23 protein-coding genes are annotated in these 26,217 nt (G+C 72.0%); 12 read left to right on the forward strand and 11 right to left on the reverse strand.

Annotated elements, in window-relative coordinates; translation table 11 throughout:
• Position 1 precedes the first annotated feature (1 nt).
• Genes AB0D32_RS26815 through AB0D32_RS26835 form a run of 5 tightly spaced genes read right to left on the reverse strand, consistent with a single transcriptional unit; the run spans position 2 to position 4,157 of the window.
• A complete protein-coding gene (locus AB0D32_RS26815; protein ID WP_357095881.1) occupies positions 2–1,477 on the reverse strand; it encodes an SCO6880 family protein in 1,476 nt (491 codons plus the stop codon).
• On the reverse strand, positions 1,474–2,772 hold the full coding sequence (locus tag AB0D32_RS26820) for a hypothetical protein (protein WP_357095884.1): 1,299 nt from the start codon (positions 2,770–2,772) through the stop codon (positions 1,474–1,476). Before AB0D32_RS26820 ends, AB0D32_RS26815 begins: the two co-directional genes overlap by 4 nt.
• Complete coding sequence (locus AB0D32_RS26825) at positions 2,757–3,488, reverse strand: hypothetical protein (protein ID WP_357095886.1); 732 nt, start codon at positions 3,486–3,488, stop codon at positions 2,757–2,759. Before AB0D32_RS26825 ends, AB0D32_RS26820 begins: the two co-directional genes overlap by 16 nt.
• A gap of 13 nt (positions 3,489–3,501) precedes the next feature.
• On the reverse strand, positions 3,502–3,819 hold the full coding sequence (locus AB0D32_RS26830; RefSeq protein ID WP_357095889.1) for a hypothetical protein: 318 nt from the start codon (positions 3,817–3,819) through the stop codon (positions 3,502–3,504).
• Positions 3,816–4,157 carry a hypothetical protein gene (locus AB0D32_RS26835; protein ID WP_357095892.1) on the reverse strand — a complete coding sequence of 114 codons (342 nt, stop codon included), beginning with the start codon at positions 4,155–4,157 and terminating at the stop codon, positions 3,816–3,818. Before AB0D32_RS26835 ends, AB0D32_RS26830 begins: the two co-directional genes overlap by 4 nt.
• 456 nt (positions 4,158–4,613) lie before the next feature.
• On the opposite strand from AB0D32_RS26835, the gene AB0D32_RS26840 reads away from it, so the two are divergent.
• Both AB0D32_RS26840 and AB0D32_RS26845 read left to right on the forward strand, forming a co-directional pair.
• On the forward strand, positions 4,614–5,096 hold the full coding sequence (locus tag AB0D32_RS26840) for a hypothetical protein (protein WP_357095894.1): 483 nt from the start codon (positions 4,614–4,616) through the stop codon (positions 5,094–5,096).
• Positions 5,093–6,232 (forward strand): M23 family metallopeptidase, encoded by a 1,140-nt coding sequence (locus tag AB0D32_RS26845; protein WP_357095897.1) that lies wholly within the window; start codon positions 5,093–5,095, stop codon positions 6,230–6,232. The genes AB0D32_RS26840 and AB0D32_RS26845 overlap by 4 nt, the downstream gene beginning before the upstream one ends.
• A 71-nt stretch (positions 6,233–6,303) precedes the next feature.
• On the opposite strand, the gene AB0D32_RS26850 is transcribed toward AB0D32_RS26845, so the two are convergent.
• The gene (locus tag AB0D32_RS26850; protein WP_357095900.1) at positions 6,304–6,642 is read right to left on the reverse strand and encodes a hypothetical protein; all 339 of its coding nucleotides are present in this window, start codon (positions 6,640–6,642) and stop codon (positions 6,304–6,306) included.
• Positions 6,643–7,073: 431 nt separating this feature from the next.
• On the opposite strand from AB0D32_RS26850, the gene AB0D32_RS26855 reads away from it, so the two are divergent.
• Genes AB0D32_RS26855 through AB0D32_RS26865 form a run of 3 tightly spaced genes read left to right on the forward strand, consistent with a single transcriptional unit; the run spans position 7,074 to position 10,019 of the window.
• Positions 7,074–7,514, forward strand: a complete 441-nt coding sequence (locus AB0D32_RS26855) for a hypothetical protein (protein ID WP_357095903.1) — start codon at positions 7,074–7,076, stop codon at positions 7,512–7,514.
• Entirely contained in the window at positions 7,514–9,010 is a 1,497-nt protein-coding gene (locus AB0D32_RS26860) for a relaxase (protein WP_357095905.1), read from the forward strand. Before AB0D32_RS26855 ends, AB0D32_RS26860 begins: the two co-directional genes overlap by 1 nt.
• Before the next feature lie 16 nt (positions 9,011–9,026).
• The gene (locus tag AB0D32_RS26865; RefSeq protein WP_357095909.1) at positions 9,027–10,019 is read left to right on the forward strand and encodes a hypothetical protein; all 993 of its coding nucleotides are present in this window, start codon (positions 9,027–9,029) and stop codon (positions 10,017–10,019) included.
• 110 nt (positions 10,020–10,129) lie between these two features.
• Here the strand turns inward: AB0D32_RS26865 and AB0D32_RS26870 are convergent, their stop codons facing one another.
• A complete protein-coding gene (locus tag AB0D32_RS26870) occupies positions 10,130–10,522 on the reverse strand; it encodes a hypothetical protein (RefSeq protein WP_357095912.1) in 393 nt (130 codons plus the stop codon).
• Between the two features lie 37 nt (positions 10,523–10,559).
• On the reverse strand, positions 10,560–11,141 hold the full coding sequence (locus AB0D32_RS26875; RefSeq protein WP_357095916.1) for a hypothetical protein: 582 nt from the start codon (positions 11,139–11,141) through the stop codon (positions 10,560–10,562).
• 252 nt (positions 11,142–11,393) lie between these two features.
• On the opposite strand from AB0D32_RS26875, the gene AB0D32_RS26880 reads away from it, so the two are divergent.
• The 6 genes from AB0D32_RS26880 to AB0D32_RS26905 all read left to right on the forward strand — a co-directional run bounded on the left by AB0D32_RS26880 (position 11,394) and on the right by AB0D32_RS26905 (position 14,890).
• On the forward strand, positions 11,394–12,632 hold the full coding sequence (locus tag AB0D32_RS26880) for a helix-turn-helix transcriptional regulator (protein ID WP_357095918.1): 1,239 nt from the start codon (positions 11,394–11,396) through the stop codon (positions 12,630–12,632).
• Between the two features lie 313 nt (positions 12,633–12,945).
• Entirely contained in the window at positions 12,946–13,170 is a 225-nt protein-coding gene (locus AB0D32_RS26885; protein WP_357095921.1) for a hypothetical protein, read from the forward strand.
• Entirely contained in the window at positions 13,167–13,472 is a 306-nt protein-coding gene (locus AB0D32_RS26890) for a hypothetical protein (protein WP_357095924.1), read from the forward strand. Before AB0D32_RS26885 ends, AB0D32_RS26890 begins: the two co-directional genes overlap by 4 nt.
• 77 nt (positions 13,473–13,549) lie before the next feature.
• Positions 13,550–13,924, forward strand: coding sequence for a hypothetical protein (locus AB0D32_RS26895; protein ID WP_357095927.1), 375 nt, complete (start codon positions 13,550–13,552; stop codon positions 13,922–13,924).
• Positions 13,921–14,550, forward strand: a complete 630-nt coding sequence (locus tag AB0D32_RS26900) for a hypothetical protein (RefSeq protein WP_357095929.1) — start codon at positions 13,921–13,923, stop codon at positions 14,548–14,550. Before AB0D32_RS26895 ends, AB0D32_RS26900 begins: the two co-directional genes overlap by 4 nt.
• A 70-nt stretch (positions 14,551–14,620) precedes the next feature.
• Positions 14,621–14,890 (forward strand): hypothetical protein, encoded by a 270-nt coding sequence (locus AB0D32_RS26905; RefSeq protein ID WP_357095932.1) that lies wholly within the window; start codon positions 14,621–14,623, stop codon positions 14,888–14,890.
• Positions 14,891–15,058: 168 nt separating this feature from the next.
• Here AB0D32_RS26905 and AB0D32_RS26910 read toward each other — a convergent pair whose 3' ends face one another.
• The 3 genes from AB0D32_RS26910 to AB0D32_RS26920 all read right to left on the reverse strand — a co-directional run bounded on the left by AB0D32_RS26910 (position 15,059) and on the right by AB0D32_RS26920 (position 25,559).
• Positions 15,059–24,682, reverse strand: coding sequence for a helicase-related protein (locus tag AB0D32_RS26910; RefSeq protein WP_357095934.1), 9,624 nt, complete (start codon positions 24,680–24,682; stop codon positions 15,059–15,061).
• Positions 24,682–24,858, reverse strand: a complete 177-nt coding sequence (locus AB0D32_RS26915) for a hypothetical protein (RefSeq protein WP_165942569.1) — start codon at positions 24,856–24,858, stop codon at positions 24,682–24,684. Before AB0D32_RS26915 ends, AB0D32_RS26910 begins: the two co-directional genes overlap by 1 nt.
• Positions 24,859–25,286: 428 nt before the next feature.
• Positions 25,287–25,559 (reverse strand): recombinase family protein, encoded by a 273-nt coding sequence (locus AB0D32_RS26920; RefSeq protein WP_357095938.1) that lies wholly within the window; start codon positions 25,557–25,559, stop codon positions 25,287–25,289.
• Between the two features lie 157 nt (positions 25,560–25,716).
• Between AB0D32_RS26920 and AB0D32_RS26925 the strand changes: the two genes are divergently transcribed.
• Positions 25,717–26,148 carry a hypothetical protein gene (locus AB0D32_RS26925; RefSeq protein WP_350823623.1) on the forward strand — a complete coding sequence of 144 codons (432 nt, stop codon included), beginning with the start codon at positions 25,717–25,719 and terminating at the stop codon, positions 26,146–26,148.
• Positions 26,149–26,217 lie beyond the last annotated feature (69 nt).

Genomic DNA, 26,217 nt, shown 5'->3' on the forward strand with positions numbered 1-26,217 from the left:
CCTAGAAGGGGATCGTGGCGTGGGTGGGTAGGACGATGCCGGCGGGCAGGCCGGCGGCGAACCCGGCGGCCTGGCAGCCGTACATCGGCCGGATCGTCAGGCGGGCCTCGCCCGCGCGGGCCCGGATGATGCCGGTGACCTCGTCGAGCTGCTTGCCGTCGTCGGCGACGGTGGCGGTGACCAGCACGGTGAAGCGCACGACGCCGGCGCCGGTGGCCTCTTCCTGGGCGGCCTGGTCGGCGGCGGCCAGGTCGGTGAGGTCCCGGGCGCTGGGCCGCGGCTTCTTGGCGGCCATGAACCTCGCGTCGCGCTTGTCGGCCTCCACCAGCCGCGCCGCGTCGGCGGGGGAGTACGGCCGGTAGATCATGCTCACCCGCTTGCGCAGCAGTTGCGGGTCCGGGTCGGTGAGGCGGGCGAACAGCCGCGAGTACACCACCCCGCGCGGGGCCTCGACCATGCACCAGGTGCGCGAGACGCCGGAGTCGTGCCGGTAGGAATCCCAGCTCTCGCGGGTGGCCACCGGTCCGGCCTGCGTCCAGTCGGGGGTGAGCTGCGGGTCGCGGGCAAGGTCCAGGGTGGCGTCCGGGTCGTAGGCGGCGCGCACCACGGCGGCGAGGCTGCGGGCGGACATCGGCACGATGCCGGCGCCAGTGGCGCCGGTCAGCCCGGCGTGCAGGTGCGGCAGCCGGGCGGCGACCTCCCGGCACACGTCCTCGTGCGACATGGACCGGCCGGGCGGGGCGGTGTAGGTCAGCGACACGCGGGTGTCGACGGCCGCCGACCCGGCCGGGTAGGACCGTACGACGTCGTCGAGGACCTGCAGGGCCAGCGCCGGGGCGTCGGGGCGGGTCGTGGCGGTGACCTCGGCGGCCAGTCGGGTGCCCGGGTCCGGGGTGGTCTCGACGGTGACCTGTGCCTGCACGAGCTGCGGCTCACGTGACAGGGCCGCCAGCCACGACGCCAGGTGACTGACGCGGGCGTCGATGACGGCCTGGTCGACCAGGTCCATGCCCTCGGGCGCGCACCGCAGGGTGACGGTGTAGTGCCGGCTCTGCGGCACCACGACGACGGCGACGAGCCCGGACCGTCCGGTCTCCACCTCGTACACCTCGCTGCGGGCCAGCACCCCGGGGAGCTGGTGCGCAGCGGTGACCCGGGACGCCACCCCGGAGACGTAGACGTGGTGGCGGCGGGCCCGCGCCATCCACCACGCGATGCGGGCGGTGATGACCTGGAATCCGGTGCGCCCGTTGATCCGGATCGCCAGCGGCGCGAGCACGAGCAGCCCGAGGACGGCGGTGACCAGCGCGGCCACGGCGGAGACCGGAATCATCGCGGCGGACAGCACCATGACCAGGAACGCGGCGATCGTGCCGGCCGGGCCGAGCCCGAATAGCCCGGCGCCGCGTCCGAGGCGCCAGTTGCCGTAGGTGCGCTGCTGTTGCTCGCTGGAGCGGGGTTGTACGTCGGTGCTCATGCGCTCTCACCGCCTGTCGCTCCGGATGCTGTGCCGCCGATCTTGCGGACGGTGGCGGGTCCTGCCTGCGTCGCCGTGACCGCGAGGCCGGCCGGGCCGGCTGCCGAGGTGGCGGCGCCCGCCGCGCTCGTCGTTTGTGCCGCGCTGGTCGCCGTCGGGGCGGTCGTGGCCGTCGACGAGCCGGCAGGCACTGGGGTCGCCGCGCTGGTCCTGGCGCTTCCACCGGAGGGGCGGGGCGCTGGTATCGGGGATGATGGGGTGGCGCCGCCGGGCCGGCCAGGATCACTGCCACCGGTTCGCGCTCCGGGGCCGCCGCCGCTTGCGCCGCTGCTGGCGTTGAGCCGGATCGCGCCCGAGGCGACCTGCCCGGCCGCCGACGTCGCCGCGACGGCCGCACCGCCGGAGCCGCCGGAGGAGAGCACCGACACGGCGGGGGCGATCAGTCGCATGAGGGCCGGTAGCGCGACGATGGCCATGCAGAGCATGACCAGGCCGGTGAGCAGGGTCGTGAGGTCTTGGCCCTTGCCGAGCATCCAGAACACCGCGGCGTAGATGGTGGCCGCCGCCGGCTTGTAGAGCACCAGGGCGAGCAGCCAGGTGAGGTACCGGTCGCGGATCGCGCGGCCGGACCCGGCGACGCCCGACGCGGCGGCCAGCGGAAGCAGCCCGGCCAGCAGCACCAGGCCGGCACCTCGGGCCAGCAGCAGCAGAAGCTGCACCAGGGTGGCCAGGAACATCATGGTCGAAATGCCCATCACCATCAGGGGGGCTAGCCCACTGGTGGCGGCGGCCGGTGCGAGGGCACGCAGTCGCCCGCCGAGGTCACCGTCGGCGGCGGCTCTGAGGATCCAGTCGGAGTAGCTGTCGCCGATACCGATGAGCAGTTGCACGGCGGGAACGCCGGCGCCGGCGAGCACGACCATGGTTACCAGGCCCTTGGCCAGGGTGCCGGCCTCGCGGCCGTTGCGTTCCCAGGCGAGCCGGATCGCGCCGATGAGGACCGCGCCCACCGCGAGCGCGGCGACCGCCCAGTTGGTGTAGGCGCTGAGGTAGTCGACGGTGCCGTCGCAGACGAGCTTGCCGGATGCGTTGGTGTGGCAGGAGCCCTGGGATACCTGCGGGGTGGGGATGGACAACCATCCGGCGACCAGGGCTTTGAGCATTTCGGCGGCGGCCTCGGACGCCTGCTCGGACAGCTCGTCGAGGAACCGGCCGGCGGTGGTGTCCAGGACGTGGCCTGGGACGCAGACAGGGTTGACGATGGGGCAGTCGTCCGGCACTACCGTGGCCCCCACTCGACGACCCCGGTGAGGTCACTGGTGACGCGGTTGATGGAGACCCACGCCCCGCCGGGTGGGGCCTGCATGCGCCAGTCGCCGTCGCGCCAGAGCAGGGTCAGCGACAGCACGTGGTAGCGGGGGGTGCCGGCCGACGGTGCGCGCAGCACCAGCCCGATCACGGCGGTGTCGGGCGTGTACGACTGGTAGGAGAAGCCGGCGATGCGACTGACCGCGCCAGGATCGGCGGGGCCGCTGTCGGTGGCGCGGTACTCGGCGAGCAGTCGGTCCCGGTCGGCGCTGGCCACGAACTGACGCTCGATGGTGGGCTGCCAGTAGTCCGGTCCGAGGGTGTGGCTGGCTCTCATGGTGAGCTGCGCCGCCGCGATCAGGGCCCCTTCTGGGGTTCGGGTGAAGCCGGACGCGGTGGTCGCGGTGCTCTGCTTCGGGCCGGCGGTGGCGCTGACCGGAACGGTGAGCGGACCGACGAGTTCCCAACGCACCTCGGCGGGCGCGGTGGTCGGCACCGCCGTGGGTAGCGCCTGCGCGACATCGCTGTCCTGCGGGGTCGGACTCACAGGTGGTGGAGGGCCGGCGATGTCGGGGCTGCTGTCGGCGGTGGCGAACACCGCGACCAGGACCCCGACGATGATGACGGCCAGGAGTAGTGCTGCGGCGGCGAGGAATCCGGGCCGCGTCCAGGGCGGGCGCCCGGCGAAGTCGGAGCGTGACATGAGGGCCTCCCGGCTAGACGATCAGGGCCCCGACGATGGCGGATGCGCTGCCGATTAGGAGGCAGCCGGCGAACACCCAGCCGAGCTGGGCGACGTTGGTGTCATCACCACGGCGGTGCGCCAGGGCCATCTTCGCCGCGCTGTAGAGGATCCCACCGACGCACGCCGCCGTGGCGAACCAGGCGATCCACTGGAGGATTTCCAGGACGTTGGTCGACACCACCCCGGGGGGCGCCACACCGCCGCCGGGGTTCGGTACCCCGCCGCCAGGCGCGGGGGTGGGGGCGGCCAGGAGTTGCTCCAGGAGGGGTTGGAGGTCTGTGAGCGTCATCGTGTCTCTCTCGGGGTTGTGTGCGTCGTCTGCGTCAGTGCGTGGCGTAGCGCGTCGACGTCGGGAGGGGTGCCGACGTCACGCGGGTCGTCGGCGGCCAGGAGCGCGTCGACCCAGCCGACGCGCCACACCCGTGGCGCCCACCCGCTGAGCAGGTGCAGTCGTTCGGTGGCGATACGCGGCGGCCGGCGTGGGCTGGCGGCGACGGCGACCACGCCCAGCACCGTCGTCGTGCCGGACATGCCCGCGCGGCGACGCCACTGCTCGATGGCGCCGGTGGCCGCCCACATGCCGTGGGCGGACAGTCGGCAGACCAGCACCACCTGGGCGGGTGGCATTGCTGGTGTCGTCAGTGGCCAAGCCCGCCCGAAATCCGCTCCGACGTTGACGAGTCGGGCCAGGGTGCTCGTGCCGGCACCACCGTGGCACCCGACCCACCAGATCGGCGGCCATGGCTTCTGGAGATTCGCTGGAATCACCGCGGATGGCAGCGGCGGCGCGGTTCCGAGGCGCGTGCGGTGCGCGGCGACAACGCTTGTTTTCACCGCCGTCGTTCCTGTCGCGCGCAGACACTCCCCGTCATGCGATGCCTCCCCCGTGTGTCAAGGTCACCGACGAGTAGCCGACAGTAGCACCGTGTTTCTCAGTGGATCTATGGTGATTGCTCTGCCGCGACAGGGACGCGAATGGCAGTACGGGGGAGGCGTCATATGGCACGCAGAGGGGGCGCATCCGCGCGCATCAATGGGGCTGGGTGGCTGGTTCGGGCGGTGCTGAGCGCTGCGGTGTCGGCTGTGGCGTTGGGAGGGTGCGGCGCGGCGGCCGAGTCGGGCACGCCAGCACCGGACCGCAGCGGCCCGGTGTATCCGACGGCCGGCGCGGTCGAGGTGTCGCCGACGTCGACCGGTGAGGCGCCGGGCAGCGACGACCACGGCGACGAGCGTGCGCCGGCCGCGCTGCCGCCGGCGGCTCAGGCGCCGAGGGTGGCGGCGGCGTTCGCGGTGGCGTGGGCGCGGCCGGATCTGTCGGCTGACGTGTGGTGGCAGGGGGTCGCGCCGCACTGCGAGCAGGGCTTCGCTCGCGCGCTGCGTACCGTCGACCCGGCGCAGGTTCCGGCGACCCAGGTGACGGGCCGGCCGGCCGTGAAGCGGGCGCCGAAGGCTGGGGCGGCGGTGTACGAGGTGGAGACCGACGCCGGCACGCTGACCGTCACTCTCGCCGCTGTGAACGGGCGGTGGATGGTTACCGGCAACGACTTCGTCCGGGCAGTCCAGTGACGCGGCGACCGGTCGCGTTGATCGCGGCGGTGGCCGCCGTGGTGATGCTGGTGTGCGGTGGGACGGTGGGCCTGCCCCTGGTGCTGTTCGGCCAGGCGCAGGCTGAGGCGGCGGCGTGCGAGGTGCCGTCGCTACCTGGCGTGTCACCGGTGCCGGGTGGCGGCGGGTGGGACAGTGCCCAGAGCACGCACGCGGCGACGATCGTGGCGGTTGGACGCCAGCGTCAGGTGCCGCCGCGTGGGTACGTCATTGCGCTGGCTACCGCGATGCAGGAGTCCACCCTGCGCAACCTCGCCAACTCGACGGTGCCCGAGTCGCTGTCGCTTCCGCACGAGGGTGTGGGCCGCGATCACGACTCGGTCGGGCTGTTCCAGCAGCGTCCGGGGTGGGGCAGTGTGCGGGATCGGATGACGCCCACCTACGCGGCCGGGAAGTTCTACGAGGCGTTGCTGCGGGTCGACGGGTGGCAGCGGATGCGGCTGACCGATGCCGCGCAGGCGGTGCAGCGTTCGGGCCTGCCGGAGGCGTACCAGAAGTGGGAGCCCGACGCGGAGCAGCTCGCCGCGCGGGTGCTCGGTTTGCCGAGCATCGACGACATCGGCGGTGGTGCGCCGACAGCCCCGTGCGGCATCGACGACCTGGGGCCGGTGCCGGTCGGTCCGGGCGGGTGGGTGCAGCCGATCCGGGCGGTGGTCACCAGCCCGTTCGGTCAGCGCAACGGCCGCTTGCACGCGGGCGTCGACATGTCGACCTCCGACGTGCGGGGTGACCCGATCCGCGCCGCGTCTGCGGGGGTGGTGGAGCAGGTCAAGTGCGACTGGCACACCACCTGCGACCGTGACGGGCACACCGGTGCGCGTGGCTGCGGCTGGTACGTCGACATCCGCCACGCGGGCAACGTCGTGACCCGCTACTGCCACATGATCGAGCGGCCCGAGGTGTCGATCGGTCAGCGCGTCGCGGCCGGAGCGGTCATCGGACACGTCGGCAACTCGGGCGGCAGCTCCGGGCCGCACCTGCACTTCGAAGTGCACGTCGGCGTGCGCCCTGGCCCGTACCACGCCAACAGCAGCAACGCGGTCGACCCGGAGCCGTGGATGCGGGCCCGCGGCGTGCCGTTGGGGACCAGGTCGTGACCGGCGCCCACACGGTGACGGCCGCCCCCGACGCAGCAGGGGAGGCCGTCACCGTGACGTGGGTAGGGCCGCTACGTCTGCGCCGGCACGTCGGCCGGCGTCACCACCTCGTCGGGCTGACTCTGCGCGGGCTGCGCCTGCCGGGGTGGGCGGCGGCGCCTGGACGTGGTCGACGACTCCGGTGCGTCCAGGCCGAGCTTGGCCAGTTCGTCGGCGCTCCAGCCGCCGGCGAGGGCGTCGGCGTATCGGGTGGCGTAGCGGGCGTTGGCCTCGCGCAGCGCGTCGACGAGCTGGTCGCGGTCGTGCCGGGCGGTAGCGGCCTCGCCGACCAGGGCCGCGCGCTCGCGCAGCAGTTGCAGCGCGGCCTTCTCGGTTTCGGTGCGGACGGCCTTGGCGGACTGTTCGGCCATGGGATCCCCCTGGATGCTGCGGTCTGGTGGCTGTGGACGCCGAGCCTAGCCGCCAAGATCGATCCATGCGGGCCCGCCCTTGCGCCGTCCCTGGTGGCCGCCGGAGACGCTGTCGGGGCCCGACGGGGACGTCGACCAGGGGCACGGACGTGCCGCCGGCACGTCGTCCGGTGTCGCGTCGCGTCGTCGCGGATGGCCGCTGACGACCGGCCGTGCCGGGCTGCCACGAGGTTGTCTCGTGGTGCGCGCCGTCAGGTGTGCTCGGGTCCGCGACCACGCGGCCATGTCGCGCAAGCGCGACGCTCCGACTTCGTGGACCTCGTCGGAGCAAGTTGGAGAAAAAGAGGTTCTTTTAGTTCGGAGGCCGGGATGCCGGTGCGCGAACTGGCCCCTGCCGGGGCGGTCACTACGTTCCAGAGGAAGGCCGGAAGATGACCGACGAGCCCCATGTCGGCGTGGTGCACTTCGGCGCGACGCGGTCTCGCCGACGTCGTCACAACGCCGAGCCCCGCCGCCGTCATGTGACGGTGCGGTTCTCCGACGAGGAGTACCTGACAGTCTCGGCGAATGCGGCGGCGGCGCGGCTGGCGGTGGCCGCGTACCTCGCTGAGGTCGGTACTGCGCCGCTGGTGCCCACTGCGGCCGAACGCGGTGGCGGTGCCGAGGCAAGCCCGCTGCTGGTCGAGTTGATGGGTACGCACCGGCAAGTTCGGGGCGCGGCGCACAACCTCAACCAGGCGGTGGCGCGGCTGCACTCCACCGGGGAACCGGCCGGGGACCTGGCCGCCACGGCGGCGTACCTGGCGCGGGTCGCGGCCCGCGTCGACGAGCTGGTGACTGCGATTGCTGCCGCCCAGACCGGCCGGCGCTGATGATTCCGAAGGTCACCTACGGCGCTCGGGTCCGGGGCCTGTTGGAGTACCTGTGGGGTCCGGGGAAGGTTGAGGAGCACGTCAACCCGCACCTGGTCGCCGGGTACGACGACGTGGCGCTGCTGGCTCCCGACCGGCACGACCGCGACGGCGAGCGATGGTCGCTGGACGAGCTGGCGGCGCGGTTGGACGCGCCGCAGATCGCCGCCGGTGAGCGCGGAGTGAAGCAGTACGTGTGGCAGTGCTCGCTGAGCCTGCCGGCCCACGAGGGCCAGCTCGACGACGCGACGTGGGGTCGCATCGCGGGCCGGTTCGTGGCCGAGATGGGCTTCAACGGTGACGCCGAGCGGGCCGGGTGCCGGTGGATCGCGGTGCGGCACGGGCTGTCGGCGAAGGGCAACGACCATGTGCACCTGGTCGTCACCCTCGCCACCGAGGACGGGGCCCCGGTGTGGCTGCGGCAGGACAAGCGGCGCAGCCAGCAGGTCGCCGACCTCATCGAGGACGAGTTCGGACTGGGCAAGTGGACACCCGGCCGGGCCGGCGCGACCCGGCGGCCGGAGCTGACCCGGCCCGAGGTCGAGCGGGCCCGGCGCGTCGACCAGGCGCCGGACCGGGAACTGCTGCGCCGCCAGGTCCGGGCCGCGCTTGCCGGCGCCACCAGCGAGGCCGAGTGGGTCGCGCGGATGAAGGGTGCCGGTCTGCTGGTCGCTGCGCGCACCGCGGCGACCGACCGGGACCAGGTGGTCGGATACGCCGTGGCGCTACGACCTACCGGTGCCGATAAGCCGCGCTGGTATGCCGGTCGCAGCCTGGACGGCGACCTGAGCCTGACCCAGATCCGCAAGCGGTGGCCCGACGCGCCGCCGCCGTCGGCAGCGCAGTGGAAGACGGCGGATTCCGCAGAATCGACCACCCTGCGCGGTGAGGACCGGATGGCGGTGTGGCGGTCGTCGGCCGCCGCCCTGGAGGCGATCAGCGGGCGGCTGGCCGGCGTCGCGCCGGGCTCGCCGCAGTGGCCGGCGGCAGCCCGGGCCAGCGCCGAACTGCTGGCGCGGGTCGCGGCCGTGACCGAGCCGTCCGGGCGGGGCCCGGTGACGCGGGCGGCTGACGCACTGGCCCGCGCTGCGGCGCCACCGCGTCGCGCGCCGGCACCGGCGGCATCGACGATCGCCGCCGAGCTGGGCCGGGTTGCCAACGCGCTGATGGTCACCGGACCCGCCCGTGACGGCGGTGAGGCGGCGGTGCTGCTCGCCGTGGTCGTGCAGGCGGCCCGGTTGGTGGTGGCGTTGGCCGAGCTGCGCGCGGCCGAGCAGCAGGCGCACGCGGCCGGCGCGGCGGCCAGGGCGGCGGCGCACCTGATGCCGTTGCTCGCGCAGGGCGCGGTGCACGTCGAGCGGGACGTTCCGGGCCCGCGCGTGGCGCGGAAGGAGCCGGATGCGGCACGGGCCCGGGCCCGCGTCGATCCGGCGGTGGATCAGCAGACGCAGCGATGAGAGACGGGGGACGGTAGTGGCTGACAACGAGATGGCCGAGATCCACCAGCGGGCCACTGCGGCGATGACCGCCGCGATCCAGGCCGCCGGCCAACTGGCCCAGGTGCTCATCGACGCGCGTATCGCGCAGCTGCAACGCGCCGCGCGGGCCAGCGAGGAGCAGGCCCGACAGATTCGCGCGCAGGCTCGCGCGGCACAGCAGGCCGACGCGGCGGTGTGGCGGCCGGCGATGCGGCCGGCGTGGTGGCGCACCGCGGGGACGGAGGACATCGCGCGGGTGTGGCGGGCCGCGTCGACGTGGCAGCACGTCGACCCCCGAGCGCAGCAGGCCCGGCAGACAGTCGTCGACCAGCTCGCCAAGCGGGCCGGCCGAGCGGCCGAGAAGCCCGAACCGGTGCGAGAGCCGGACGACATCGAGGTGCTGTCCGACGCCGTCGACCGGGCCGTCCGTGAGGCCACGGACCGGGTACGGCGGCCGGCGATGTCCGCCGAGGCGGTGCGGGACAGGCAGGAGCGGATGGCTGCCGAGGTGCGCCGGGCGTGGCCGTCTGGGCAGCGGGCCGAGCGGGTGCTCGGGTGCGAGGCGTGGGGTGCTCTGGCGTACACGCTGGACCAGGCGCAGCAAGCTGGCCACGACGTGCAGCAGTTGCTGCGCGGTGTGCCCAACTTCGTCGATCGGGCTCGAACCCCTGGGGCGTTTGCGTGCCGGGTGGTGCAGGACCAGCTCGACGGACGCATCGACCTCGGCACGGTACGAAGAGACCGTGGCCAGGAGACCGTCGAGCACCAGGCGGCCCACGCCGACCCGTTCGGTCCGGAGGTGCTCTCAGCCGAGGAACGGGCAGCGACGAGCACCGAGACCAGCAACGGCCCGGCAGCGACGGCCGCGCAGGCGTATCCCGTCACGACCCGGGACGCCGTAGCGGCGGCGAAGGCCAGCAGCAACGCGGCCGGGCAAGTACCTGCGGTGAAAGCCGTGGAGGCGGGTCTCGACTCGCCCAGCCGGTAGACCCATGCGACACGAAGAAGCGGCCCTGCCCGCCCACTGGAGGGGCGAGCAGGGCCGCTTCGTTGTTGGTGGGGTGCCGGCCCCCCAGATACAGCGCTGGTGAGAGCGGCTCACCCCTCGGGGGCGAGGTCGATCCTGGCTTCCAGGCTGATCGGTCGCGCGTTGACGACGATCCTTGCCTGGTCCAGGTCGACGCGGGCGGGCCGGTCGTAGCGGCCGAAGGTGACGGTCCATCGCTGCCAGCTCGGGCCCGAGGTGCGGGCGATGACTTTCGGGTGGATCGGCTCGCTGGTGCCGGTGGTGGCGTAGATCTGCACCACGTCGACGCTGGGATCCTTCCACTGGCCCTCGTTGAGGCTGCCGGTGTGCTCTTCGTCGACGACTTCGATCACGAGCGACAGGCCGTGTGGTCCGTCGATCACGCCCCAGTGCAGCACGGCGAGTCCGACGCTTCGGCCGAGCATGGCCGGCGGGACCAGCAGGCGGGGACCGGTGACCGTCATGAGGGCCACCATAGCCACCTGCTGGTGCCCGGGTGGGTCACATCGAGCAGCGCAGGATCGGCTCGTAGGTTCCGACGACGGCGCCGATGTAGATGTTGCGGGCGTACACGTCGGCGACGTTGCGGTACTTGCGGCGGTCGGTGTTGTCGCAGCCCAGACCGCCGGAGGCCGACACGACCCGCTGCATGCGTAGGCCGGAGCCGACCTCACCCTCGGGGTCGAAGATGATGCACCAGATGTCGGAGCAGGTGCTCTGCAACTCGACGGTGATGCCGTGGGCCCAGTCCTTCGGGTTGTCGCACGTCTGCTGCCCGCCGAACTCCAGCGTGTAGGTGCTGAGCATCCGGGGGCCGAGGAAGGTGCCGGAACAGTAGGACGCCGGGTAGTGGACGCCGACGTGGTCCGGGGCCGGTGCGGACTCGACGCTCCAGGCGCCCGTCGCGTCGACGGTGAGGCGCAGGCCGGCGGCGGTGGCCTCGGCGCTGGTGGTGGCGGTAAAGGTGGCGGTGGACTGTGGGGCCGGCTCGCTGGGGGTGGCCCCCTGGGCCGGAGCGGCGATGAGCAGGGGAAGGGTCGCCGCGAGCAGCGTCCCGAGGATGGCTCGTGTGCGGTGTCGCACGCTGTCTCCTGGTGCTCAGAGGGGGGCGTCTCCGAGCATCGCTGACATTTATGAACGTCAGTGCGTGGAATTGTGAACGTGGGTTCTCACGGATCGCGCCCTGCCAACGTGCCGCGCGCCACGCCGGGCGAGGTGGCTAGCCGCAACGACGAGGGCCGATTCCAGTGACCGGAGTAGCGTGCGAAGAGGCAGGCCCGCCGGTTGTAGCGGTCGGCGGGCCGCCATCCCCAGTCCGCTACCTGGGAGACGACCATGGAGCAGCCGACGATCGGCCAGAACCTCAAACGCATCCGTAAGGCGTCAGGCATGAGTCAGGAAGCGCTGCGCGATGCTTCCGGCGTCAGCGTGTCCACCATTCGTGACCTGGAGCAGCGCCGACGCGATTCGGCCAGTCTGGCCACCCTGTCCGCGCTCGCCGCAGCTCTGCACACCAGCACCGGCGCGTTGCTCGGTGACGCCGCCGGAGCGGTGGACCGGCGGGAACCCGACGCCGAGCCGGTCGGCCTGATCGGTGTGCGCCGGGCGCTGACCCCCGTGCGCGGCCTCGACGGGCAGCCTCTCGACCTCGACCCGGCCGGGCCCGCGCCGACGGTCGCCGGCGTCACCGCGGCCGTGCGCGCCGCGAACGCCGTCTACCACCGCAATGACTTCGCGGCCACCCTCGCCGCGGTCCCTGGCCTGCTGGCGCAGGCCCGCGCCCTGGTCGACGTCGTCGACGCCGACGAGCAGCTCGCCGCGCACGTTCTGGCGTCGCGTGCGTACTCCCTCGCCGGCCGGCTGCTCATCCAACTGCGTCAGGTCGACCTCGCGCACGTCGCCCTCGACGGTGCCCTGCGCTACGCCCGCGACAGCGGCGACCGGGTGGCCGGCACCGAAGCCGTCGCCCCGATGTGCTGGCTGCTGCTGCGGGTAGGGCGGTTCGCCGACGCCAAGACCCTCGCGCTGCGGACCGCCGACCAGGTGGAGCCGAGACTGTCGACCGCGACCCCGGCGGAACTCGCCGGGTGGGGTCAACTGCTCCTTAAGGCCGCCGCCGCCGCAGTCCGCGACGCCCGCCGTGACGAAGCCTCCGAGATTCTCGACCTGGCCGCCGCCGGGGCGCTGCGGCTCGGTAACCAGCGCCACCCGCACGCCGACCTCATCGGCAACGACTTCTCGCCCGAGGGTGTGCACCTGATGCGGGTGGAGTCGGCCGTCATCGCCGGCCAGCCCGGCCGGGCGTTGACCCTCGCCGAAGAGGTGACCCGATTCCCGCAGGTCACCCCGTCCAGTCGCCAGCGGCACCGCCTGGACGTCGCATGGTCGTACGTCCAGACTGGCCAGCACTCCGCCGCGACGGGCGTGCTGCTCGAATTGCGCGACACCGCCGCGCCGTGGCTGCGGCAGCAGCCGTACGCGCGGGACATCGTGACGGAGTTGATCGACACCCGGCGCCGGGCGGCATCCGCTGAGCAAGCCGAACTGATGTCTCTCGTTGGTGGCGTTGCGTAACTACCGCATCACGCCGTAGTTGCGTCGATGATCTGTCGCAAGTGGTGCGTGGCGCGTCTGGGATAACGCTGTGAGCTGGGTCAAGCTCAGAGCGTGGGAGAGCGGTTACTGAGCGTTCCCACGTCAGAGCGGGCGCGGCTGCACCCCAGCACCCGAACGGTGCGGTCGCGCCGCCCAGCCGGGTCGCGGCTCCGTGATGTGCCCCCGTGCTTCACGGCGCCGCGACCCTCCGGGCGGGGGCGCGGCGGCTTGTGCCAAAGGGGGGCCAACTCGCCGCGCCTCCACCCGGGTTGCCGCCCGGGAGGTGCCGCACATGCTCCGCCGAAACCGGCGCCAGCGCACCACGCAGCTCGACCCGACCCCGGAGTACCGTCCGGCCCTGGGTGACGGCGAGGACGGCCACCAGCGTGCGCGCGAGCGAATCAGCGGGATCGCCGCCGTCCCTGGCGCCACCGACATCGTCCCGTGCGGGCCGGCGCTGCTCACCCGTGGCCAGGCCGCCCGCACCGCGCACCCCGAGATCGGGGTCGACGAGTGAACGCCACCGAACGCCCCGCTCACGTCTCGCGAGCCGTTCAAGCCATCGCGGTCCGGCTCGACGGCAACCCGCACCAGCCGGACCCTTCCTGGACGTGCCGGACGTGCGTCGGCGAGGTCGGGTGGCCCTGCTCGCCAGCGCGCACCCGCCTCGCCGAGACGTACCCCGGCGACTGGGTCGGCCTGTCCATCTACATGGGGTCTCTGCTGATCGTCGCCCTGACGGAGATGCCGACCACCCCGCCCGCCGAACTGCACGAGCGATTCGTGTCCTGGACCCGCGGACCCGCAGTGAAGCCGTGAAGGCGGGGACCTCGGCTCGTACCGGCCGGTAGCCGAGAATGTAGACGCATCTACGCCGCCTGTGTAGACTGCTCTACATGACGAACGCCATGCAGCAGCACGAACTGATGGCCTGGCTAGGCCCGGCCGCCAGCGACCTGTCCGCCGAGCAGATCGAGCGGTTCGCCGAGGAAGCGCGCATCATCGCCGAGCGGTACCCCGACCCCGACGAGCAGTCCGAACGGGACGCCGCCATGTCTGCCGCCGTCCAGTACATTCTCGGCGAGACCACGCCGGAGGGCGCCCACCGGACGCTGATCGAGGCGCGGCGGCGGGAGCGGGAGGCGTTCGCCGCGTCGGCGCAGATCGCCACGATGCTCGTCGCCGACGCGGGCGGCAAGGGAAAGTCCCAGGCAGCACGGGCGGTCGGCATCGACCGGATGAGCCTGCTGAAGGCGCTCGGCGAACGGTGAAGAACGCGGACGCGCTGGCGAAGTTGCGACGGCAGGCCCACGAGCTGGCGAAAGCCCGCGACCGGCGCGACGCCGCCCACGCTGAGCGGGACCGCACCATCCGCGCCGCCCGAGCGGGCGGCGTCGGCGTCACCACGATCGCCCAGGTGGCCCATCTCAGTACGGCCGGCGTGAGGGTGATCCTCAAGGTCCGCCCACACACGGGGCCGCCCGGTGACGAGCAGGCCGTGGGCGTGGCCACCGTGGAGGCCGAGTACCGGGAGCAGCGGTACGCCCGGCAGCGCTGGCGCCGCGACCATGCGCTGCTCGACGCCCTGGACGCGGGCGCGTCCAGGGCGGACGTCGCGGATGCCGCCCGCATCGACGTCGCGGAGGTCGCCCGGATCGTCAGGGCGGGACGCACCGACGCCCCCCGCACGTCGTACCGACGCGGGCGTGCCGGCAGCACGGACTGGGAGGCGATTCGGCAACGGCGTCGGGACTACATGGCGCAGCGCCGCGCCGAGGTGCGCTTCGGGAAGCGGGACGTGGTCAGGCATGGGCGGCAGGGCTACGACGACGGCTGCCACTGTCCGGTGTGTGTGGAGGCCCGCCGCGCCTATGACCATGCTCGCAACCAAATGTAGACGGCTCTACAGTGCTCGTGTAGGCTGGTCTACATAAGCAAGGCGTTGAAAACTCAACAGGGAGGTCCACATGGCCACCGGAGACGTCGTCATCACCCAGCGCGCCGACCGGTACCACGTCGAGATTCAGCACTCCGGCAACGGCTGGAACCACATCCACGGTCTCCACTGGGAGACCACCAGGAGCCCGGCCGCCGCCCACCTGTACGCCGACATCGTCGAGCGCGATCACCCCGGCAGCAGGGCCCGAGTCATCAAGACGCAGGCGGTCAAGGTGACCAAGGCACTCACCGGCACGACCAAGACGCTCGATCTCGGCACGGAGGAAATGGACCGGTGACCACGACGCGGCCCCTCACCTTTCGGTGAGGGGCCGCAGCCGGTTGTGGCCGACCGGCACGGACATGGCCAGAGTCCAGACCAGTGGCAAGCCGACCCGGACCGCAGCGCCGGCCACGGCGCGAGGACCGGAAGCGGCGCGGCAGCACCTGCTCTGGGCTGGAGCGCGCTAGCGGGCGTTGTCGTGCTCCGGTCGGGTGGGGTGGGCGCCGCGAACCGTAGCTGGTGCAGCGGTGGTTGCCGCTGATGGCGGTGGCGCTGGGCTCGGGCTGACGGGGCGGAACGCCTGGGCGACGATGGCCGCGTTTTCGGCGGCAGCCGAGCGGGGTGCAGGCGTGGGTTGCGGGTCGGCGGGCGTACCGGTCTGCTGGCGCGCGATGTCTTCCTGGATGGCGGTGCGGTACTTGTCCCAGGGTTCGATGTGGCCGTAGAGCGGTTCGGCTTGGTCGATGATGGCGAACGTGGTGGCGTGGTCGCCGGCTTGGAGGGCCTGCATCGCGCGCTGGGACAGTGCGGTGGAGGCGGCGCGGTCGCGGGCGGCGAGTTCGTCGTCGGTGAGGGGCTTGCCCTCGCGTACCTGTGGGTGCTGGCGGATGTAGTCGGCGATCCAGTTCCACTCTTCGCGGGTCGCGCCTCCGGGGGCGTGGACCTCGGCCACGTAGCGGGCGGGCGAGTTGAGGACGCCGTTGGTGTTGGCGGCGGTGTGCCGGGGCGCGTAGTCGGTGATGGCTTTGACGAGCTGCGAATGGCGGGCGGGGGTCATCCAGTCGGGTCGTGTGCCGTCAGCGGCGTGACCGGCCGGAGCGGGTGGCTGTGGGGTGGCTTCGGTGATGTCGCTGCTCGGCTCCGCCGTGCTGGAGTCGTCCGGTGGCGCGCTGTCGGACGCGGGGTGGTCGCGGTCGAAGTCGTTCAGGTTCTGTATCGCCTGGTCAACCTTGGCTTGCAGCGGTTGGCGTTCGGTGACGCGTCGGGCGATCACCTGCTGCCGTACTTCGGCGGTGGGGTACTTCTCGGGGTCGAGGTCACCGTCGTTGAGCTCGGGGACGGTGTCGCGTTCGGCGATGGTGGCGACCACGTCGTCGAGGAGGTTGGCGCGTTGGCGGGCGTGTTCGATGCGGTCGGTGAAGTCCGCGGCTTCCTGCTGTTGCGTGAGCAGGGTGATCTCGGTTTCCAGTTCGGGTAGCCGCTGGCGGTCGAGTGATTGGTGGTCTGGGGCCTTTTCCAGCGCGGTGGCGAGTCTCAGCAGCATGGTGCCGCCGATCTTGTCGCCGGTGAGGTCGTTGACGGTGTAGGTGGCGTCGCTGTGGCGTAGGTCGGGGAAGCCGACCTGGACCTGGAGCTGCCCGTCGTCGGTCATCTCCGGTCGGGCGGCGATCGGTATTCCGCCGAATCGGCCGAGCGTGCGCCAGGCGCCGGTGCCGGGTGTCTGGTGCTGCATGAGGGTGGCGGTGACCGCGCGCCGCAGGACCGGGCCCGCGTCCTTGCGCTGCCCGTACGTGGTGTCTCCGATCTTGATGGTGAAGTCGTCACCACGTACGGGCGTGATCGATGGCATGACCTCCTCGCGTCGGTCGATCGCGGCGCGGGTGGCGGTTAGTTCGGCTTGCTTCTCAGCGAGCAGTTCGGTTTGCCGGAGCCGGTCGGCGGCCTGGTTACGGCGGTCGGATTCCAGGCCGGCGAGGTGCAGGCGTGCCTTCAGAAGCTGCCCCATGTACGGGTTGCCGCCGATCTCGGCCTGCATGGTGGCGTAGTCCCAGTCGGTGTCACCGATCTCCTGGACGGTGTCGCCGGTGTCGTCGCCGACTTCGGGACGTTGGACGTCGCGCAGTCCCTCGGCCTTGGAGGCGAGCAGTCCGGCTTGCCAGGAGTCCATGCTGCCCCGCAGGGCGAAGATGCCGATCTCCACCTCGGTGTTCTGGTTGCCGTAGCGGACGAGCCGGCCGTTGCGCTGCTCGATGCCCGCCGGTGTCCAGTCAAGGTCGATGTGCGCCAGGGCCAGCGCCCGGTTCTGGATGTTGGCGCCGGTGCCCATGGTGTCGGTGCTGGCCAGGATGATGGCGACTTCACCTTCGCGGCACTTGCGGAACAGCTCGGCGAGCTGTTCGGGGTTGTGGTTGTGGTCCTGGACGAAGGCGATCTTGTCGGCGGGAACATCACGTGCCACGCACAGGTCCCGCAGCTCGCCGTACGCGTTGAAGTTGCCCTGGTTGTGGCCCCGAGGGGTGCCCTGGTTCAGGAAGCCGATCAGTAGAGCACCGGGGACCGGGTGGGGGGTGGGGTCGCTGGTGGAGACCGCGTAGACGCGGTCCTTGTTGGCGTGGTACCGGTCGGCGAACCAGTCGGCGACGGCGGCGAGTTTCCCGCCGGGCGGCGCGGCCGGGTCCAGCAGGCGCGCGTCGCAGGCGATGGCGCGGCCCGCGTTGGCCACGGCCAGCATGTTGTCCTCGATGCGGGTCACCGCGCCGGCGTGGATGGCCGCGCCGCGGGCGACGAGCGTCTTCAGTCGGGCCTGCTGGTCGGGGTTGGGGTCGATGAGGTGCAGCTGGGGGCCGCCGGCTGACACGGTGGGACGTGTGATGCCGACGTCGTCGGCGGTCTTGGTGTCGGTGGTCAGCCCCCACATGGTCTTCATCGCGCTCTTGCTGATGAAGCGGGAGAACCGCTCGACGACCTTCAGCCCGGATCCGTCCGGGGCCATCTCGACGCGTTGGACCTTCTGGCCGAAGGTGTCTGCCCACAGGTCCGGGCCGGCGACCCCGTACGCGCGCAGCACCCAGGGCGAGATGAGCGCGAGCATCGTGTACTGCTCGGCGATCGAGTTGGTGAGGGGGGTGCCGGTGCCGCCGGTGACGGTCGGCCGCCCACCTTCCTGGTCCGCGCGTTGGTGCATCCAGGTGAGCTTCTGGTGCAGGTCGACCGCGCGGATCTTCGCGGTGTCGCCGCCGGCTTCCTTCGACCGGAAACCCACCCCCTTGAACCGGTGGAGTTCGTCGATGGTGGCGTAGTCGAAGCCGAGGTCTTCCCAGTACAGCTCGCCGGGGGTACGCATCGGGGCAGCGTTGCGCCGGAGCCGGGCTTCCAGGGTGGCCAGCCGCTGTTCGAGCTTCATCACGGCGAGACCGTTCTCGGGGACGCCGCGCTCGCGCAGGATCTGCTCGCGCAGGCTGTCGACCTCTTGGAACTCGTACCACTCCTGGTACTCGGGGCTCATCTTCACCGACGTGAACGCGCCCTCGGTGAAGATCGTGAGGTCTGGGGTGTTGGAGCGCAGCCACTCCAGGGTGCGGCGGCGGTCGTCGCCGGAGAGCAGGTCGCTGGTGATCAGGCGGATGTCGGCGTTGGGGTAGAGGAACTGGGCTTCGTCGAGCCACTGCTTCGCGAGGTGGCGCTGCACCACCGCGAAGGGCTTGTGGATCTGCCCGGATGCGGTGAGCGCCTGGGTGCCCATGATCATGGTGGTGGTCTTGCCGAGTCCGACCTCGTGGGCGAGGATCACGCCCCGCTCGAACTGCATCCGGGCGGCGCCCGACAGCTGGTGATGGTGTGGTGTGCGTTGGTCGGTGAAGCCGGCGAGGGTGGGGGCCAGGCCGTCGTAGTTGCGTACGACGTGCCCGTTCATCACGCGGTTGTAGGCGTCGGTGAGGGCCTTGACCCGGGTGCTGTCGGCGGTCAGGTACTCCTCGAACGCCGAGCGCATCGCGTCGGCCTTCTGCCGGGCCGCGCGGCTGGCGTCTTCGTCTACCTCGTGGACGACCTTGTCGCCCACGGCCAGGGCGTTTTCGACGACCAGGGAACCGCGGCCGAGGATTGCGCGTGCGATGTGCACGGCCGAGCGGCGTTCGGTGCCCTTGAGCGCGTTGATGGCGTCGGGCACCTTGCCCGCGTACAGCGACCAGCCGTACCGCTCGTTGTGGTCGACCCGCAGCGTGGGATCACCCAGGTACTGGCGCAGGAAACCCTGCACCAGCGGGGCGGGAATCCAGTGCGCCCCGAGCTGCGGGGTGAACTGGCCGATGCGCTTCTCGCGGGGCTGCACCGTCTCCAGCGCCGCCACGTTCACCGCGTAGGCGGGGTCCCTGGCGGCGGCGGTGCGGGCCTCGTCCAGCTTGAGGCGGACCGCCCCGGACAGGTAGCTGCCGGCGTGTTCCAGACGGCCGGTGACGGGATTGTCGAACACCTCGGTGCCCAGACGACGCCGAGCCTCGTCGGGGGTGGTGCCGAGCAGTTCGGCGATCCGGGCCAGGTCGACCTGGCCGGTGGCGCCCATGACGGCGGTCAGGGCTGTCTTCGGATCGTCGGTGTGTTCCAGCCGGCCGCTGCGGGCGCCCGGCCGCCGGGCGAGGACTTCGGACAGGACCGGCACGTCGTGCTTGCGGTCCCAGGACTCCAACGCGAGCACCGTGGCGGCGTCGGGGTCCTCCCGGAACCATCCCCACGCGGTCAGGGTGCGTTCGTCCTCGCGGACCTCCCGGCCCTCGGCTCTGGCGCGCTCGCGCACCTCCGCCCCGGCCGACAGGCGGGTCTGCCGGGGGCGGGACAGGGAACCATGCGCCGTGGTGTAGGCCGCGTGCAGCTCCCGCAGCCGGGCCCGGAGCTGCTGCGCGCGGTCAGCTTCGTCTCCGGTGCGGTCCAGCTCCTTCAGCTCGGCGGCGACGTCACGCAGCCGCATCAGCGCGAGCAACTGCCCGGTGTTGCCGTCGGAGGGGACCGCTTCGACAGGATCGTTGCCGTTGATGTGCTGCCAGATCCGGCCGTCCTCGTCGAGGTAGAGGCGACCGGTGTAGTCGTTGGCGTGCTTGTCCCGAGCCGTCTGTAGGTGCAGCGGCTTACGGTCGGGGCCGTCAGGGTGCGGCTCGTAGCCGCGCCCGTCGGCCGTGGCCCGCTCGGCTGCCTGCCGCAACGCGGCCCGCAGGTCGTCGACGGCTCGCACGGGGTCGCCCTTGACGGTCACCGCCGGCCCGTACGGGCCGGACGCCGCGGTCAGCTCGCCCAGGACGTGCTCCGGGTGGGCGGTGAAGTAGGCGTTGATGCTGTGGGTGCTGCCGTTGAGCTCACGGCTGGGCGCGTCCAGCCAGGCCAGGTCGGCAGGGTCCTGCCCCTCGGCGCGGCGTCGCAGGACCAGGACGTCGACGACGACGCTGGTGCCCGTGTCGGTGAAGACCCCGGCAGGCAGCCGGTACGCGGCCACCAGGTCGCCGTAGCGGGCCATCTGGCGGCGCGCGGCGGTGTCCTCGGCGTCGAGCGTCCAGCGGGACGTGACGGCCATGACCAGGCCACCCGGCCGGACCAGGGCCAGTTCCTTGATGAGGAACCCGTTGTGCAGGCTGTGGCCCGTCGCGCCGTACCGGCGTTCGGTGAAGGGCACCTGCGCGAACGGCACGTTCCCGATCGCCACGTCGAAGGCACCAGCCGGGGCGTCGGTGTCGGCGAAGGACTCGACCAGCACGTTCGCGTCGGGGTAGATGAACTGGGCGATCCGGGCCGTGACCGGGTCCAGCTCGACGCCGGTCAACCGCAGCGTGCCGCCGGCCGGGGCCGTGCCGAAGAACGTTCCCGACCCGCAGCCGGCCTCCAGGACCTCACCGCCGTCGAAGCCGAAGGCGCCCAGGCCATCCCACATGGCCTGGGCCAGGGCCTGCGGGGTGTAGTGGGCCGACAGGACCGCGCGGGAAGCGGCGGCCCACGCGAACGGATCCAGCAGTTCCCGCAGCTCGTCGCGGACGGGTGAGTATTCCTCCCACCGTCGCAGGTCCTGGGCGTATCGGCCCTCGCGTTGCCCGCCCTGACCATAGACAGGGTTCTTCTCGTCCGGCTGTTCGAGGAACACCACGGGCACCGATCCCCAGCCCGACCAGCGGGCCAGGATCCGCTTATCGTCGTGGGTGGCACCCGTGCGTGTCTGCTCCAACCGGTGCAGGACCTTGATGGCTGCCAGGTTCGCCGCCGCGCGTGCCAGCGGACCACGCGGGACGTCAGCCGGATCGGGCCGGAACGGCTCTACATCCTGTTCAGGTCCCGGCTGATCTCGTCCAGGCCGCTGCGGAGCGCGCTCGGCGGCACCGTCGGGTCCTGGTCGTCCTCCGGCGGCGGCAGCAACTGCGCCATCACCTGCTGCTCCGCGGTGGCCCGGATCTGGTTCAGCTGACCCACCCGCGCCTGGTAGTCCGTCTCCGGCTCCAGCGTCTCCTCCAGCGCCTCCTGCGCGTCGATCACCGCCTGCTGGATCTGGCTGCCCATCCGGGCGAAGAACGCCTCCGGGTCCTGCAACCCCGCCAGTTCCCGGGGCCGGAACCTGCTCCAGTGCTCCCGCGCTATCACGCTGTACTGGCTGACTGTCACCGCCACCTTCCTCAATGTCGTTGTCGACGCCGGCCAGCGCCGCGAGTTGGGCCGCCACCTGGCTCTGGTCCACCGCCCGCAGATCCGTGTTGATGCCATCGGCGGACAGCCGGTCACGTAGCCCGAGGACGTTGTGCAGGGCGGCCCCCATCGCCGGGATACGGCGTTTGGCGGCCCCTCGGTCCTTGTTGGGAAGCTCGGGGTTGGCCGACCGCGTCCGCAGGTCTGCGGTCACCCGTTCCCCGACCCGGGCCAGCTCGCTGAGCAGACCCTGTTCGATCGAGTAGTGGTACGTCTGCATTGTCTCACCGGTCAGCGGGTTTCGGTCCGCCTGCCGGGTCGGCACCAGCCGCAAGATCTCCACGAGGTGTCGCCATTCCGGGCTGCTGTCCGCCCGAGGCTCCAGCCACTCCAGCAGCTCAGTGCGCACGGCGACCGGCAGCGCGACATCACGCGGAACACCCCAGGTCCGCTGAGGGTAGGTGGCGGGGTTCGTGTCGTAGTGGCGGACCAGAGCGGCGACGGCCGCGGCCCGGGACGGGAACTCGCCAAGCCGAGTGGTGTAGCGGACCTTGGCCTGGAAGTGGGACTCGTTGCCAGGCACCGGTTCGACTTCCCCGTACGCGTGCGGCATCCCGTCGATCATCACCGCCCGAGCGGCGCGGCTGCCTTCCAGCTGGGCGCGGGCGAGTTCATCGGGAAACTGGGCTGCTTCCCGGCGGTCCATCTCCGTGTCGACGACCGCCAGCCGGGCCTTGCGGGCCTGGTTGACGTCTTTGCGCTGGAAGAGGGCCTCGGGCTCCCGGAAGCCGGAGAGTTCCGCGCTCTCCGCCGCCAGGTCCTCAAGGGTCATGCCGGCGACGTCCGGCCGTTGCTCGTAGTGCCGGATCCGGCGCAGTGCCAGCTCCGTACGCAGATCCTCACGGCGCTGTTCGAGCACGTCATGCAGCTCGTGGCTGGACTTCATGCGGACCCACAGGCCGCTTGTCTGTCCGAACACCGTGTTGAGGGCTTCGTCGTCCAGGCTCTGGGCAGGCGGGCCCGCCAGCAGCACGGTCGCCTCTCGGCGCTGCTGCTCACCCTGAACAACGTCGCGCCGGGCGCGTACGGTCCGCGCGCCGTCCCCGAAACTGAACGCGCTACTGGCGAAGGACCCGGTCAGCCACCGCTTCTCCGCAGCAAGCTCGTCGTCGGTCATGCCGGCGGCCTCTGGCGCGTTCTCTACGCGCCGGAGGACCCGGTCCCGCCGCACCTTCTGCAAGGCATCGACCCGGTCAGCCGCCGTCTCGTCGCGGCGGATGCCATACCCGACCTGACCCTCCGCTTTGCGGATGGCCGCAACCAGGTCCTCATCACTCAAGGAGTGCGGGTCGGGTTCCGGATGGTCCTGCGGCTGCCGCTCGGTGGTGGCTGGTGCAGGACTGGACGCTTCGCTCTCGGGGCGGCCCGCGTCAGGGGGACGGACCAGGACAGCTCTGCCTTGCCGCGCGAACTCGCTCAGCAGACGGGCGAGGCTGTCGTCCACGGTGCGCGCGGTCCACTTCCTGCCGCTGACCCGCGCCTTCTTCTTGCCGGACCACAGGAACCGGGCGGCGTCCTTGGTGGCGCGGTCGTCGAGAGGATCGTCCTTGACCGTGCCATGCACCACGATGACGTGACCCGCCTTCGCGGTCGGGTCACGCACGAACTCGATCCACACCCGGTCACGCTGATCCTGTGACAGGTTGGCGGCCTGGTGCTGGCGGGCCGCGAGTTCGGCGAAGCTGCGGGTGCCGTAGATGGCAGCGCCAGTGATACGAACGCCATCAACCTCGCCGGCCGTGATGCCGCCGCCGGCCGACTTCCCGACGGCCACCACCGTGTTGTCGGGTCCGTAGACCGTCGTGACGGTGTCGTCTCCACGCGTGTAGTGGTAGCCGTCGACGCCCTCCACCGGGATCGCACCGGCCAGCGGCTCCGGGACCTCTTCCGGCTCATCCGGTGACGGGTCGGGCAGGACCAGGGCGACGTCATCCGGTAGGGAGCCGCCGGCGTCGGGCTCGTCCTGCGGGTCTGGATCGCTCTCAGCGTCGATCCGAGCGGGAGCCGGGTCCGTGTCGTTTCCAGCCTCCCGGCTGGGGGCCGCGACGTCCGCGACCGGGAAGTCAAGATGTAGCTGCTCAGGTGCCTGCTGGACGGGCTGCTCGGGTGCCTGCTGGACGGGCTGCTCGGCGTCGACGACCGCCTCGTGCCGGGCAACGGGGGGATCTGGTGCGGGGTCCGCCGCTGGCACAGGCAGGAGTTCGTCGACGCTCTCCACCGGAGGACCAGTCGTGGCGGCAGCGCCGCTGAGCATCACCGGTGCCGGCGCGTCGACGGCGGTGTCCGGGGTCGTGGTCGCAGGTGCCGGTGGCGTGGGCATGACGGGCACACCCAGCCGTTCAGCGGCGTACGAGGCCCATCGGTCGACGAGTTCGGCAGGCTGCCCGTCGAGCATGGCGCGGATGGAGTCGGCGGCCACCGTCCGCCCCTTCGGCGTGACGAACCCTCGGGCGGCCCGGGCGACCCGGCTGGTGACCGCAGCCTCCACCAGGGGGTGGGACTCCACGACGGCGCTGGCACCGGGGTGGGCGTACCCGAGCGGCCCTGGCCTGCTCGGGTGGCGGGCCACGGCAGGGGCGAGCAGTTGGTAAGCCCGTTCGGCCTGCCGGTCGTGCTCGTTTTCGAGGACGACGGTGACGCCGGCCGCCGTGTCGGCGTGCGCGGTGAGCGCGGCGACCTGCGAGCCGGTCAGCGTGGGCCCGGCGGGCGCCACCACCAGCGGCGCGTCCTCACCCAGCTCGTCGGCGCGGGCGGCCAAGGCGATGGCCTCCAACGCGGTGCGGGCCACGACGGTACGGCCGGCCCGCTCGGGCTGCTCCGCCAGGCCGATGAGGCAGTCCGCCGGCCGGTAGACCGCCGTGGTGGGGCTGTGCAGCACCGGTGCCGCGTCGGTCGCCGCACCGGGCGGGGCATAGCCGACCCAGCCGACGACCGGTGCCCCGGCAGCACGGTGGTCTCGCACCCCGACCATCACCCGGTTGCGGAACCGGTCGACCAACTGGCCGCCGCGGCTGGTCGCGGCCAGGCCACTGGCCACGATCTCGGCGTCGGAGAACCCGCGCCGCCGCAGTTCGTTGACGACCGTTGCCGGCCGGTCCGGGGCGTATCCCACCGTCCAGCGCCCGGCAGTTGGCACGCCCTGTGCGGTCAGCCACCGCGATGGCCCTGGCGCGTCGTCGAGCTGCTGGCGGTAGACCTCGGCGGCGACGGCCTGGGCGGCGAGCAATCGCTGCCGGACAGCCTGGTCCACGGGCGGGGCCGGGGCGGGGCCGGCTACCTGCGCCGCCAGGGACTCCGCCCGACTCGCCAGGTCATCGACCCGGTCGACCGACGCGACGATCCGCTCGACCGTCGTGTCACGAGGCTCAGCCATCACCGGTCCTGGCCCGCGCCACCACCATCTGGCAGCAGCCCCGCCGCACGCAGTGCCTCGAACACCCGCTGGTGATCGCCCAGCACCCGCACGATCGCGTCAATCTGGTCCTGCAACCCGGTCAACGCCGCGTCGACGTCGCGCTCTGGCGTGGCCTGGCTGTGCGGCTCGCTCACGATTCCCCCGCATGATCGTTTCCGAGCACATCAAGGTAGCCGGCCGGCGCATACGCCGCACCCCCGTTGCCGCGCCGCCGATGGGCGCACCGGGGCAGCGCCCGCGCGTCGGTACGGGTCAGTTCCCGCCGGTAGACCGGCGGAAGGACGACGCCTCCGGCGGGGCCTCTCTCGGAGATGCCCGGGGGCGACCGCCGGCGCCAGGTGGGTGAGTGGTCACCCAGGGGTGGGATCCCCTCGCGCCGGCCGCCCAGAGGGCTACCAGACCGTCTCCGGGACGACCAGGCCAAGCCGCTTCGCGGTCGGCTACGCCGAGCCTGGCCGTCCCGGAGCCGGCCCGGTCGATCGGAGATCGGCCGACACGAGGAGATCCCACCCCACCCTCGGCACCGCGCGCGGGCAAGCCCGCAACCCCGCCCACCTCGGGCCTACGCCGACTCTTGCGCCGCGTCATATCGGGTCAGCACGTAGCTGACGCTGCTCTTGGCCCACTTGCCCTTGCCCGACGGGGTCGGCACCTGCTCGGCGTTCAGCCTCTCGGCGATGGCCGCCAGCGACAGCCCTTTACCGCGTAGTTCCGCCGCCCGGGCGGCCGAGGGCGGCACCGGCGCTGGCGGTCGACCCAGCCGCACGCCCCGGTCCCGGGCCGCCGCCATCCCCGCCGACACCTCGGGCCGGCGCGTCTCAGATTCGCTGCTCATGCCCCACAGCGTACGGCAAAAAGGTACAGAAAAAGACCCCCGAAGGAGCTTTTTCTGTACCTTTTCCTGTACGATAGAGAGGCAAGGAACGGTCCGGCCAGGTGAGCCACCACCCGGCCGGACCAGGAAGAACAACCCCTCTGCGAAAGGGAGTTCCATGACCCAGCGTACGACGATCCCGCTCCGGGAGATCAACCACAACGACGAGTGCGTTGGCTGCGGCACGCACTTCGCCGACCCGTGCCACCCGGAGTGCCCGTTCGAGACCGGCGAGTTCGGTCCGGCGGTCATCCTGCGGGCCGCCAACCGGCGGGTGCGCAACCACCCGGCCGGGGTCGGCTACGACATCGCCGGCGCGATCTTCGCCGCCGCCGTCGACCTGGCCGGCAACGACCAGGCGCAGGCCCTCGCCGACGAGTCCCGGCAGGCGCTGGCCGACTACCTGGTCGGCCAGTGGCCGCCGAAGGCCGAGGCGATCCGCAACCAGGTGGTCTACCGCCACGGCCTCTTCGCCCAGCTCACCGAGATCTCGACCTCGCTGTACGGCGCGGCCGACCAGCACGACGGCAACGACCCCGACGACTGCTGACACCCAGCCGGGCCGGCCCTCGGTGGGCCGGCCCGGCGCTCCCACCGCCCCACGTCAGCACATCGAAGG

It is taken from the genome of Micromonospora sp. NPDC048170 (assembly GCF_040652795.1).
GTDB lineage: Bacteria > Actinomycetota > Actinomycetes > Mycobacteriales > Micromonosporaceae > Micromonospora.